The sequence below is a fragment of the Arthrobacter sp. TmtSoilC48 genome (assembly GCF_059739425.1).
This window is the reverse complement of sequence record NZ_AP046049.1, coordinates 3,400,413-3,413,077: the sequence shown is the minus strand read 5'-3', so window position 1 is coordinate 3,413,077 and position 12,665 is coordinate 3,400,413. Positions and strand designations below refer to the sequence as shown.

General features: G+C 61.5%; 12 protein-coding genes. 11 read left to right on the top strand and 1 reads right to left on the bottom strand.

What is annotated here, in order from left to right:
• Positions 1-192: 192 nt before the first annotated feature.
• The 9 genes from ftsZ to dnaE all read left to right on the top strand — a co-directional run bounded on the left by ftsZ (position 193) and on the right by dnaE (position 10,032).
• The gene (gene ftsZ / locus AC6I97_RS15830) at positions 193-1,413 is read left to right on the top strand and encodes a cell division protein FtsZ (RefSeq protein WP_216922971.1); all 1,221 of its coding nucleotides are present in this window, start codon (positions 193-195) and stop codon (positions 1,411-1,413) included.
• A 24-nt stretch (positions 1,414-1,437) separates the two neighbouring features.
• A complete protein-coding gene (locus AC6I97_RS15825; protein ID WP_497945390.1) occupies positions 1,438-2,148 on the top strand; it encodes a purine nucleoside phosphorylase YfiH/LACC1 family protein in 711 nt (236 codons plus the stop codon).
• A complete protein-coding gene (locus AC6I97_RS15820; protein WP_497945389.1) occupies positions 2,141-2,899 on the top strand; it encodes a YggS family pyridoxal phosphate-dependent enzyme in 759 nt (252 codons plus the stop codon). Before AC6I97_RS15825 ends, AC6I97_RS15820 begins: the two co-directional genes overlap by 8 nt.
• Before the next feature lie 85 nt (positions 2,900-2,984).
• Complete coding sequence (locus AC6I97_RS15815) at positions 2,985-3,518, top strand: cell division protein SepF (protein ID WP_216922977.1); 534 nt, start codon at positions 2,985-2,987, stop codon at positions 3,516-3,518.
• Positions 3,519-3,625: 107 nt separating this feature from the next.
• Entirely contained in the window at positions 3,626-3,913 is a 288-nt protein-coding gene (locus AC6I97_RS15810; protein WP_223936713.1) for a YggT family protein, read from the top strand.
• A gap of 171 nt (positions 3,914-4,084) precedes the next feature.
• Positions 4,085-4,780: a DivIVA domain-containing protein gene (locus AC6I97_RS15805; RefSeq protein ID WP_216922981.1), complete on the top strand. Its 696-nt coding sequence runs from the start codon at positions 4,085-4,087 to the stop codon at positions 4,778-4,780.
• 99 nt (positions 4,781-4,879) lie between these two features.
• Positions 4,880-5,485, top strand: coding sequence for a signal peptidase II (gene lspA, locus AC6I97_RS15800; protein WP_224167060.1), 606 nt, complete (start codon positions 4,880-4,882; stop codon positions 5,483-5,485).
• Complete coding sequence (locus tag AC6I97_RS15795) at positions 5,478-6,404, top strand: RluA family pseudouridine synthase (RefSeq protein ID WP_224167061.1); 927 nt, start codon at positions 5,478-5,480, stop codon at positions 6,402-6,404. The genes lspA and AC6I97_RS15795 overlap by 8 nt, the downstream gene beginning before the upstream one ends.
• Positions 6,405-6,474: 70 nt before the next feature.
• Entirely contained in the window at positions 6,475-10,032 is a 3,558-nt protein-coding gene (gene dnaE / locus AC6I97_RS15790; RefSeq protein WP_224167062.1) for a DNA polymerase III subunit alpha, read from the top strand.
• A 30-nt stretch (positions 10,033-10,062) separates the two neighbouring features.
• Here dnaE and AC6I97_RS15785 read toward each other — a convergent pair whose 3' ends face one another.
• Positions 10,063-10,563 carry a flavin reductase family protein gene (locus AC6I97_RS15785; RefSeq protein WP_309930603.1) on the bottom strand — a complete coding sequence of 167 codons (501 nt, stop codon included), beginning with the start codon at positions 10,561-10,563 and terminating at the stop codon, positions 10,063-10,065.
• Between the two features lie 115 nt (positions 10,564-10,678).
• On the opposite strand from AC6I97_RS15785, the gene AC6I97_RS15780 reads away from it, so the two are divergent.
• Positions 10,679-11,209 carry a hypothetical protein gene (locus AC6I97_RS15780; RefSeq protein WP_497945388.1) on the top strand — a complete coding sequence of 177 codons (531 nt, stop codon included), beginning with the start codon at positions 10,679-10,681 and terminating at the stop codon, positions 11,207-11,209.
• A 4-nt stretch (positions 11,210-11,213) separates the two neighbouring features.
• Positions 11,214-12,587 carry a histidinol dehydrogenase gene (gene hisD, locus AC6I97_RS15775; RefSeq protein ID WP_497945387.1) on the top strand — a complete coding sequence of 458 codons (1,374 nt, stop codon included), beginning with the start codon at positions 11,214-11,216 and terminating at the stop codon, positions 12,585-12,587.
• Positions 12,588-12,665: the final 78 nt, after the last annotated feature.

Below are 12,665 nucleotides of genomic sequence, written 5' to 3'. Positions count from 1 at the left end.
GGCTTCGGTGACCTTATTTCGCGACAATCAAGCGACACGCGCAAGCGGTCATTGCATGTGCGAAGCCAAGGAAATACCGTCGCAGTAGAGTTACTTGACATAACTATAACCTTCAACTAGAGGGTTAAGGTCCAAGGATTCAAGTTGGACTCGATCAGTTTCGCTATAGGACACAAGCAAGGGGCACGAAACGTGGCAGCACCGCAGAATTACTTGGCCGTCATCAAGGTCGTCGGCATCGGCGGCGGTGGCGTGAACGCAGTCAACCGCATGATCGAGGTCGGCCTCCGGGGCGTCGAGTTCATTGCCATCAACACTGACGCGCAAGCGCTCCTCATGAGCGATGCCGACGTCAAGCTCGACGTCGGTCGTGAGCTTACGCGCGGCCTCGGCGCCGGAGCCAACCCCGAGGTCGGCAAGCAGGCCGCTGAAGACCACGCTGACGAGATCGAAGAAGTTCTCCGCGGCGCTGACATGGTCTTCGTGACGGCCGGCGAAGGTGGTGGCACCGGAACTGGCGGAGCCCCTGTAGTCGCGCGCATCGCCCGCTCCCTTGGTGCGCTGACCATTGGCGTGGTGACCCGCCCCTTCACTTTCGAGGGCCGCCGTCGTGCGGGCTCCGCCGAAGCAGGTATCGATGCGCTGCGTGACGAAGTTGACACCCTGATCGTGATCCCCAACGACCGACTCCTGTCCATCAGCGATCGCAACGTCTCCGTCCTGGACGCTTTCCGCTCAGCTGACCAGGTACTGCTCTCCGGTGTCCAGGGCATTACGGACCTCATCACCACCCCGGGCCTCATCAACCTCGACTTCGCCGACGTCAAATCTGTCATGCAGGGTGCGGGCTCCGCGCTCATGGGTATCGGATCCGCACGTGGCGAAGACCGCGCCGTGAAAGCTGCCGAGCTGGCCATCGCCTCGCCACTCCTGGAAGCCTCCATTGATGGCGCGCATGGCGTGCTGCTGTCCATCCAGGGTGGTTCAGACCTCGGCCTGTTCGAAATCAACGAGGCAGCCCGCCTGGTGCAGGAAGTCGCGCACCCGGAAGCGAACATCATCTTCGGTGCGGTCATCGACGACGCCCTCGGCGACGAAGCCCGTGTCACCGTCATTGCCGCCGGGTTCGACGACGTCAAGGCAACCTCTCCGTCCATGGACCAGTCGCGTCCCGCGCAGAACCCCGTGCCCGCCGAGCGTCCTGCTGCACCGAGTACCGCTCCCTCCAACGCAAACGCGCCGCAGCATGCAACTGCAGGCATCGGCGCCGCAGGCCTGAGCAACTGGGGCCAGCAGCGTCCGTCGGCGCTCCCCGCGGACTCCGGCTTCGACGTCGACCTTCCGGCCGTAGTGGAGCCGGACCTGTCGGGTAGCCGCTCGGATGACCTCGACGTTCCCGATTTCCTGAAGTAAGCGGGCTTCGAGAGTCGATATCCCGTGTTTTGGTGGCGCAATGAAGTACGGCCCGGCGTTTCTGTTGCCTTCACGGACACAGGCGCCGGGAACCTGGCCCTCCATGTGGGGGACAACCCCGGGGATGTGACTGCGCGTCGTTCCCGGTTGGACGATGCCGCAAGCCTGGGCAACCGTAGCTTTCAGTACATGGACCAGGTCCATGGCAATGAGGTCGCGCTTATTTCAAGCTACGGTCCCGGTCCCACCGCGGATGCAATGGTCTCAGTGCCTTCGGGTGGCCAGGCTGCCCAGCCATTGTCGGTCATGGTGGCTGACTGTGTCCCTGTGGTCCTCATTGGAGATGCAGGCGATCGCGGTCCCGTCATCGCTGTTGCGCATGCAGGCCGGCCGGGCGTAGCCTCCGCTGTTGTCCCGGCAACCGTCAACGAGATGCGCATGCTCGGTGCCCTGAACATCAGTGCCTGGCTGGGGCCTTCTATTTGCGGCTCCTGCTATGAGGTTCCCGAGCAGCTTCGCGAAGAAGTTGCCGAGGTGGCACCTGCCGCCTGGTCGAGCACATCGTGGGGAACGCCGGCTTTGGACCTTCCCGCCGGTGTTCGCGCCCAGCTGGCCGAAGAAGGCGTCACCGTTGAGTACTCAGGGGAATGCACCCTGGAAAATGACTTCCTTTATTCCTACCGGCGGGATGCCCGTACCGGGCGATTCGCAGGTTTGGTGTGGACTCATGACTAGCCTTGGGCAAGATAACGCGGTGTCCGGCGTTGCAGGTTCTGATGCCCGCACCACTGAACTCGCCCGGCGGCTTGAGATTGTTCAGACGCGGATTTCCGCGGCGACGGCTGCGGCGGGACGCGTGGATCTGCCAGGGCTGATCGTCGTGACCAAGTTCCACCCGGCAGCTGATGTCCGGCGACTATCCACGCTGGGTGTCCGGGATTTCGGCGAGAACCGGGACCAGGAGGCTGCAGGCAAAAGCGCCGAACTCACGGACCTGGACGTCCGATGGCATTTCATTGGCCAATTACAGAGCAAAAAAGCGAAATCAGTGGCTAAATACGCCCACTCGGTGCAGTCTGTGGATCGTCCCCAGGTGATTGAGGCACTTGAAAAGGCAGTCGCCCGCGAACAGGACGCCACAGGGCGGAATGACCTTGAGTGCTACATCCAAGTCAGTTTGGATGACGACGCCGGGGCGCACCGTGGTGGGGCGCGGCCCTCGGACGTGGAATCCTTGGCGGCAATGATCGCTTCCGCGCCAGGACTGAGGCTCGCCGGGGTGATGGCTGTGGCCCCGCTGGGTGCAGATCCTGAAGCGGCCTTTGAGCGGCTTGCGGGTGTTTCCGCTGAACTTCGGACCAATCATCCGGCTGCTTCAGGGATATCAGCGGGGATGAGCCAGGACCTTGAGGCCGCTATCAAGTTTGGGGCGACACACCTGAGAATTGGCTCCGATATTCTCGGTTCGCGTCCGGCCGTGGGGTAGCGTCAAAGTATTGGAATGACGGGCCGGGGTTCCAATATGTCAAGTCATGGCGGCCCGCCTACTGCAGAAACGATAGGAGTGCACCATGGCTGGCGCTCTGCGCAAGACAATGATCTATCTTGGGCTCGCCGACGGCGATGAACACTACGAATCTGAGCAGGCCGTCGCGCACCACGACGAAGAACGCCCCCAGGCACAGGACCGGGAAGAGCGCCGAGCGCCTGCACCCGTCCGGGAAGTTGTCCGTGAAATGCCCACTGTTGACGCCGAAGAGGAATACCGCGCACCCGTGACACCCATTAAGCGTGCGGCGTCGAGCCGCGAAGATGCCTCGGGTTTGAGGCAGATCACCACAGTCCATCCGCGTTCTTATAACGACGCCAAGATTATTGGCGAAAGCTTCCGGGATGGCATTCCCGTGATCATGAACGTCACTGATATGGGCGAGGCAGATGCCAAGCGTTTGGTGGATTTCTCGGCCGGTTTGGTCTTTGGCCTCCATGGCAGCATCGAGAGGGTGACCAACAAGGTCTTCCTGTTGTCGCCGTCCTATGTTGAAGTCATCGGGGACGACAAGAAGGCCAGCGAAACGCAGGCCAGCTTCTTCAACCAGAGCTAAGAACGATCGCTACGATGATGCCAGGCGGGTCAACCTGCCTGGCATCTGTGTTGCAATAGTAAGGACCGATCGGCATTCCGGAACAAGTGGGAGATCTGAGCTAACTCGTGGGCATTGTTTTCGGCCTTATCTATATTGTGTTGTTGCTGTTTTTCATTGCCCTTATCATCAGGCTGATCTTCGAATGGGTTCAGATGTTCGCCCGTCAATGGCGTCCCCGCGGTGTGGCGTTGGTAACAGCCCATGTTGTCTACTCGGTGACAGACCCGCCACTGAGGAGGCTTCGCAGGTTGATACCTCCACTGCAGCTGGGTGGAATCTCCCTGGACCTGGGCTTCCTGATCCTGATTATTGCCGTGAGCATTGCCATGGCGGTGAGCAGCAGCCTGGCGTAGCTGCGCAGTGATGCTGTACCGCGGAACCGGGGGCTCGCGATGGGTCTGAAGGCCGCAAATTCTCCAATTCAACACGATGGTGTTGAATTGGAGGAACCAGATGATATTTAGGTACCGTAGTTTTGAACGGCCGGAAGGCCTACTGACTAACTAGACCAACGAGGTGACCAGATGGCTTTGACGCCAGAAGACGTTGTCAACAAGCGCTTTCAGCCGACCAAGTTCCGCGAAGGCTACGACCAGGACGAGGTAGATGACTTCCTCGACGAGATCGTGGTTGAGCTGCGCCGCCTGAACCAGGAGAACGACGAACTTCGCAAGAAGCTCGGCGAAGCTGGCTCGGCTGTGCCCGCGGCAACTGCTGCGGCTCCGGTCGTCGAGAAGGTTCCTGCCCCGGCCAAGGTGGACAAGGAAGCCGAGGCCAAGGCGGAAGCCGAAGCGAAGGCTGCTGAGGCTGCCAAGAAGAAGGAAGCCGAGCAGGCCGCTGCGGCTGCCGCAGCCAAGGCACCGGCTCCCAGCAACGGTGTTACGCCTACCGCTGAGTCCGCTGCAGGCCTGCTGGCCATGGCGCAGCAGATGCACGACAAGCACGTTGCCGACGGTGCGCAGCAGAAGGAAAAGATTATCGCTGAGGCGCAGATCGAGGCTTCCAGCCTGGTCAACGACGCCCAGGAGAAGTCCCGTAAGATCCTTGGTGCCCTTGAGCAACAGCGTTCGGTCCTGGAGCGCAAGGTTGAACAGCTCCGTGGTTTCGAACGTGACTACCGCTCACGCCTGAAGGCATACATCGAGGGCCAGCTGCGCGACCTGGACGCCCGTGGTTCCGTCGCTGCCCCTGAGGTCGGCGAAGCAACCGCTGACGTTTAGCAAGTATTCTGAAAGCCGGTGGCTGGGGTCTCCTCTGCCACCGGCTTTTGCTGTTAACACCCTGACAGCAGCCCCCAACGCTCCACGAACGAAAGCACTATGACCGACGACCTCACCGACGACGCATCCCGGCCGGAACTTCCCGTCCGGAAATGGCGTCCTGCAATGCTCTGGCTCTTTGCCGGCTTTGCGGTTTTTGCCTATGTCTTTGACCAGCTCACCAAGCTCTGGGTGACCAGCACCATGACAGAAGGTGAGCGCATTCCAGTGCTGCCACCACTGCTGCACTGGTACTACATCCGGAATTCAGGGGCAGCTTTTTCCATCGGTGAGAACGTCACTTGGATCTTCACGATCGTCATGGCCGGGGTGTCTGTAGCCATCCTTTTGCAGTTGCGACGGCTCGGCTCCGCCTGGTGGGCATTGTCGCTTGGGCTGCTGCTTGGCGGTGCATTGGGAAACCTGACCGACCGCTTGTTCCGTGAACCGTCCTTCGCCATGGGCCATGTTGTGGATTTCATCCAGGTACCAAACTTTGCGATCTTCAACATCGCCGACTCCGCTGTTGTGTCGGGCGTTGTCATCATTTGCCTGCTGACCCTGCGCGGGGTGGGCATGGATGGCACCCGGCAAGTGGCTGCACCGAAGTCAGCGAAGCCAGCCAAGCCGGCTCCGGGCTCCAGCGGGGAGACTGTCGGTGAGTGAGTCGGTTGTAGTACCTGAGGACCTTGCAGGAGCGCGGGCTGACGCCGGCCTTGCAAGGTTGCTGGACATTTCGCGTTCTGCTGCGGCGCTGCTTATCGCCGAAGGAAACGTCACCAGCGGCGGTGCGGCTCTCGGCAAGTCAGCAAAGCTCATTGCGGGCGCGGTGCTGGACGTCACGGTTCCCGAGCGGCCGGATCCCTTGGAAGTCGTGGAGGAAGTTGTGGAAGGCCTGAAGATCCTGCTGGATGACGAGGAATTCGTTGTCATCGACAAACCCGTGGGAGTGGCGGCGCATCCATCGCCTGGTTGGGTGGGGCCCACGGTGGTCGGAGGCCTGGCTGGAGCAGGCTACCGGATTTCGACGTCGGGAGCACCGGAGCGTGCGGGCATTGTCCACAGGCTCGACGTCGGCACTTCCGGCGTGATGGTCGTGGCCAAGACCGAGCATGCCTACACGGTCCTGAAAAGGGCTTTCAAGGAACGCACGGTGGACAAGGTCTACCACGCGGTTGTCCAAGGACTTCCGGATCCGCTGGAGGGCACTATTGATGCCCCGATCGGCCGCCACCCCGGCCACGACTGGCGCTTCGCGGTGATCGAAGACGGCCGGCCCTCAGTGACCCACTACGAGGTCCTGGAAGCCTTTGGTAAAGCTACGTTGGTGGAGGTGCACCTGGAAACGGGCCGCACGCACCAGATCAGGGTCCACTTCTCTGCGTTGCGGCACCCTTGCGCCGGCGATCTCACCTATGGTGCTGATCCCCGTCTCGCAGCAAACCTGGGACTGACACGGCAGTGGCTTCATGCACGGCAACTGGGTTTCACACACCCGCGGACCGGCGAGTGGGTGGAAGTCACCAGCGACTACCCGGCGGACCTTCAGTACGCCCTTGACCTGCTGGCCACGGGCTCAGCCTAGGCAACCGTTCCGGGCCTGCCCGGTCCAAGGGCTCCGCATTTTGTCGGGGGCGGGACGGTAGACTGTCGTGGTGACTTCCAGCAATGATTCGTTCGTCCACCTGCACACCCACACCGAATACTCCATGCTGGATGGAGCGGCCCGCCTGGGTGAGCTGTTCGATGAAACCGAACGCCTGGGGATGCCCGCCCTGGCCACCACTGATCACGGCTACCTCTTTGGTGCCTTCGATTTTTGGCGCAAGGCCACCGACAAGGGCATCAAGCCGATCATCGGTGTAGAAGCCTACGTAACCCCTGGTACGGCCCGGGGGGACAAAGAACGTGTCCGGTGGGGGGATGAGAGCCAGCGCAAGGACGACGTCTCCGGTGGTGGTTCCTACACCCACATGACGCTTCTGAGCTACAACAACGTTGGCATGCGGAACCTGTTCCGGGCTTCGTCCATTGCTTCATTGGATTCCGTCTTTGGCAAGTGGCCCCGCCTGGACCGGGAATTGCTCAATACGTACTCCGAGGGGCTTATTGCCACCACAGGATGCCCGTCCGGTGAAGTCCAGACCCGCCTTCGGCTTGGCCAGTACCGTGAGGCGCTGGAGGCTGCGGCAGAGTTCAGGGACATCTTTGGCGCGGAGAACTATTTCTGCGAACTGATGGACCATGGCCTGGACATTGAACGCCGCGTCACCGGGGACCTCCTGCGCCTGGCCAAGGACCTGAATCTTCCCCTGGTGGCCACGAACGACCTCCACTACACGCACGAGCACGATGCGAAGGCGCACGAGGCACTGCTGGCCATTCAGTCCGGTTCCACGCTCCTTGAGCCCACGTACGACAACGGCGGATCCAGGTTTGCCTTCTCCGGCAGCGGCTACTACCTGAAATCCCCGCAGGAAATGCGTGAGCTTTTCCGTGATCACCCGGATGCCTGCGATAACACGCTGCTCATTGCAGAACGTTGCGAGGTGTCCTTCAACACCGACGCCAACTACATGCCGCGCTTTCCTTGCCCGCCGGGCGAGGACGAAACCTCCTGGCTGGTCAAGGAAGTGGACAAGGGGCTGGCCTACCGCTATCCGCAGGGCGTGCCGGACAAGGTGCGCAAGCAGGCTGACTACGAACTCGGGGTCATCACCTCGATGGGCTTCCCCGGGTACTTCCTCGTGGTGGCCGACTTCATCAACTGGGCCAAGAACAACGGGATCCGCGTTGGTCCGGGGCGTGGTTCCGGTGCAGGCTCCATGGTGGCCTACGCCATGCGTATTACCGACCTTGATCCGCTCCAGCACGGCCTGATCTTCGAGCGCTTCCTCAACCCGGACCGTGTCTCGATGCCTGACTTCGACGTCGACTTCGATGATCGCCGCCGCTCCGAGGTGATCGACTACGTCACGAAGAAGTACGGCGACGAGCGCGTGGCGATGATCGTCACCTATGGAACCATCAAGACCAAGCAGGCGCTCAAGGACTCCTCCCGTGTGCTTGGCTACCCGTTCAGCATGGGCGAGCAGTTGACCAAGGCCCTGCCGCCGGCCGTCATGGCCAAGGACATCCCACTGGCCGACATCCAGAACCCGGAGTCCAAGCGCTACAGCGAAGCAGGAGATTTCCGCCAGCTGATCGCCACGGACCCCGAGGCTGCCAAGGTCTTTGAGACTGCGCTGGGCATTGAGGGCCTGAAACGCCAATGGGGTGTCCATGCCGCCGGAGTCATCATGTCCTCGGACCCCATCATCGATGTCATTCCGATCATGCGCCGTTTCCAGGACGGCCAGGTTATTACCCAGTTCGACTACCCAACGTCCGAGGGCCTCGGCCTGATCAAGATGGACTTCCTGGGCCTCCGGAACCTCACGATCATTTCGGACGCCCTGGAAAACATCAAGATGAACCGCGGTGTCGACCTGGACCTGGAAAACCTCGCACTGGATGACGCCGCCTCCTACGAGCTCCTGGCGCGCGGTGACACCTTGGGCGTGTTCCAGCTCGACGGCGGGCCCATGCGGTCCCTGCTCAAACTCATGAAGCCTGACAACTTCGAAGACATCTCCGCTGTCCTTGCGCTGTACCGGCCTGGACCCATGGGCGCCAACGCCCACACCGACTACGCCCTGCGCAAAAACGGGATCCAGGAAGTAATTCCCATCCACCCGGAGTTGGAAGAACCGCTCAAGGAAATCCTGGGTGGGACATTCGGCCTGATCGTGTACCAGGAACAGGTTATGGCGGTGGCGCAGAAGCTTGCCGGCTACTCGCTGGGCCAAGCCGACATCCTGCGCCGTGCCATGGGCAAGAAGAAGAAGTCGGAGCTGGACAAGCAGTTCGCCGGCTTCTCCCAAGGTATGCAGGACAACGGCTACTCCATGGCCGCCGTCAAGACGCTCTGGGACATTCTGCTTCCGTTCTCCGACTACGCCTTCAATAAAGCGCACTCGGCCGCTTATGGGGTCATTTCTTACTGGACTGCCTACTTGAAGGCACATTATGCGCCCGAGTACATGGCTGCCCTGCTGACGTCCGTCGGTGATGACAAGGACAAGTCTGCGATCTATCTCAACGAGTGCCGCCGGATGGGCATTACCGTTCTTCCGCCGGACGTCAATGAATCCTCGTTGAACTTCACCCCTGTGGGAACGGACATCCGCTTCGGCATGGGGGCCATCCGAAACGTCGGCGTGAACGTGGTGGAAGCCATGGTCTCCGCACGGGCCACGGAGGGCAGCTACACATCGTTCAAGGACTTCCTGATGAAGGTCCCGGCCGTTGTCTGCAACAAGCGCACGATCGAATCCTTGATTAAGGCTGGTGCCTTCGACTCGCTTGGACACCATCGCCGTGCTTTGGCCATGATCCACGAGGAAGCCATTGACTCCGTCATCACGCTCAAGCGCAACGAGGCAATCGGCCAGTTCGATCTCTTCGCCGGCTTCGAGGACCAGGAACCTGAAGCTTCGCTGACTACGGAAATTCCGGACCTTCCCGAATGGGAGAAGAAGGACAAGCTGTCCTTCGAGCGCGACATGCTCGGTCTGTATGTTTCGGATCACCCCTTGCAGGGCTTGGAAGGCGTCCTCAGCCAGCATGCGGAGCAGTCCATTACCTCGATCATCGCCGAGGACGGACCGCACGACGGCGCGATAGTCACCATCGCGGGCATGATCACCTCGTTGAGCCGCAGGATCGCCAAAGCCAGTGGCAACGCCTACGCCCGTGCCGAGATTGAAGACCTGGGCGGCTCCATGGAGGTCATGTTCTTCGGCCAGGTGTACGGGCCGATCGCCTCCGTCCTGGCTGAAGACCTGATCGTGGTGGTCAAGGGGCGCCTGCAGCGCAGGGACGATGGCGCCGTGACGCTGAACTGCATGGAACTCTCGGTGCCGGACCTCAGTGAGAGCGTGAACGGACCGGTGGTGATCACGATTCCGACGTTCAAGGCCACCGAGGCGGTGGTTACTGACCTTCGGGATGTGCTGCGGACACATCGGGGCAACTCAGAGGTCCGGCTCAAGCTCATGGGGGACACCAAGGTTGAGGTCATGGGGCTTCCCGTGCACATGCGGGTCAACCCCAGCCCATCGCTCTTTGGCGACCTGAAAGTCCTGTTGGGTCCGGCCTGCCTGGACAATTAGCTCACAGGATGGCCGAAAGCGTGGAGAAGGCTAGATTTCGTAGTCCAGCGGCCTCGGCTGGCTGTAGCCGCCACCGTGATAGAGCAGGGGAGCGCCGTCGTCGCCCACCTGGCCGTCCACGACCTCCACGACCACAACAGCGTTGTTCTCAAACGACAACCGCATTTGGATCTTTCCCACCAGCCAACCTGCGACGTCCTTGAGAATGGGGACTTCGTACGGACCTGGCTCCCAGTGGTCTCCCTCGAAGCGGTCCCGCGTCTTGGCGAAACGATCTGCCAGCGCCTGGTTCTCCAGTCCGAGCATGTGCACGCCAATGTAGCTGGCATTGGCGATGGCCGGCCAGGAGCTTGAGCTTCGGGCCATGTTGAAGGTGAAACGCGGCGGTTCGGCGGACAGGGACGCAACGGAGGTGGCCGTGAAGCCGAACGGCTTGCCATTCAGGTTTGCTGTGATGATGGCCACCCCGGCGGCATGGCGGCGAAACATTTCCCTGAACGTCTTTTCGAAGCCGGATAGTTCGCTTGCCACGTTGATGAATCTCCTGGAACTGGGGTCGGGGGCGTCTTTCTCTCAGGGTATTCCTCCCTGTGCCCCACTTCCGCATTTTAATGAGCACACGTGAACCTTTGTTAATGTGAGTTCCATGACTCAGCCCACTGTGCACGTTCCCGCGGAAACCCAACCCGACGCCGCAACTCCCTGGCGTTCGCGGGACGCCCTGTGGCTTGTCCTACCTGCGGCGGCGGGGGTAGCCGTAGGCGTTCTCTGGTGGATCCTGGCGCCGGGCGGGGGAAACCTGATATCGGGAAACCCCGAACTGGCAAATCCTGCCAGCCCTGATTCGTGGTTGCCGCGCGACTTGGTCCTTGCCGGGCTGATGCTGGTGGCCGGGTGTGTCACGGGCCTCATTCTCGACGGAAAGCTCCAGGGGAGCGGGGCCGGCAGGCGGTTGGCGCTGGCGCTGGCAGGGGGCGCTGCAGGCGCAGCGATTGCCTGGGTGGTTGGCTTGGTTGCGGCGCAGCTATGGGGCCCCGCTCCGGACCCTTCCCTGGGCGCGGACTACGGTTTCACCCTTCGTTCCTACGCCGTCCTCTTCCTGTGGCCCGGTGCTGTCGCCTTCGTGACGTTCGTACTTGCGCTGTTCGGGGTTCTTTCCAGGAAGCCCGTAAAATAGCCGGGTGACCACTTCTTCGGATACTTCCGCCCCTGCCGCTGCCTCCTTGAATTTCCGCAGTATCGATTTCCGCGGCCGCCACCTCTCGCTGGCTGAGCTGCGCGCTGCGGTACCCAGGGCGAAGCATCAGACGATGGCGGATGCGGAGCAGAAGGTCCTGGACATCATGGGAGCCGTCCGCAGCCGCGGTTTTGCCGCTCTGGCGGAACTTGCAAGGAATTTCGACGGCGTTGAACAGTCCCACCCGCGTGTACCGGCGGAGGCACTTGCCAAGGCCCTGGCCGACATTGATCCGACTGTCCGCGCCGCGCTGGAAGAGTCGATCAGCCGGGCAAGGCAATTCGCCGACCAGCAGCGTCCAGCCAATGTTGACGTCGCTTTGGCTGATGGCGCGGTTGTCAGCCAGAACTGGATTCCCGTGGGGCGTGTTGGACTGTATGTCCCCGGTGGTCTGGCGCCCCTGGCCTCCTCGGTGATCATGAACGTTGTTCCCGCCGTTGCTGCAGGTGTCGAATCCATCGCCTTGGCGTCGCCGCCTCAAAAGGACTTCGGCGGACTCCCGCACCCCACCATCCTTGCCGCGGCAGCGCTGCTGGGAATCGATGAGGTCTATGCAATTGGCGGTGCCCAGGCAGTCATTTCGTTTGCCTACGGCATCCCCGGTTCGGAGGGAGTACCTCCCATCGAGCCCGTGGATCTCGTCACGGGGCCCGGCAATATCTTCGTCGCCACTGCCAAGAGGCTGGTGAAGGGAGTCGTTGGCATCGATTCCGAGGCAGGAACTACCGAGATCGCTATCCTGGCCGATTCCACTGCCCACCCCGCGCTGGTGGCTGCCGATCTCATCAGCCAGGCCGAGCACGATCCCAAAGCTGCTTCTGTCCTGGTGACGGACTCCGCAGACCTGGTGGACGCCGTCGTGGGTGAATTGGCACGGCAGGCAGCGGCCACGAAGCACAGCGCACGTGTCCTTGAGGCACTTTCCGGTCCACAATCGGGTGTAGTGCTGGTGGATGACCTGGAACAGGGGATTGCGGTGTGCAACGCCTATGCCGCTGAGCACCTTGAAATCATGACGGCGGATGCACCGGCCGTGGCGGCGCGGATCCGCAACGCGGGCGCCATTTTCGTGGGGGACTACAGCCCGGTGAGCCTCGGCGACTATTGTGCCGGGTCCAATCACGTCCTGCCCACGAGCGGTACGGCTGCCTTCTCCTCGGGGCTGAACGTCACCACCTTCCTGCGCGCAGTGCAGGTCATCAACTACAGCCGTGCGGCTCTGGAGCAGGTCAGTGCACACATCGTGAGTTTGGCCGGGGCGGAGGATCTTCCGGGCCATGGGGATGCGGTCAGGATCCGCTTCAGCGGTCGAAGCTGAGGTCGAAGACCGCAGGTGCCCGGGGCGACCTGACCACAACATGTACGGGTCAACACCACTACATGTAGTAATTACAAG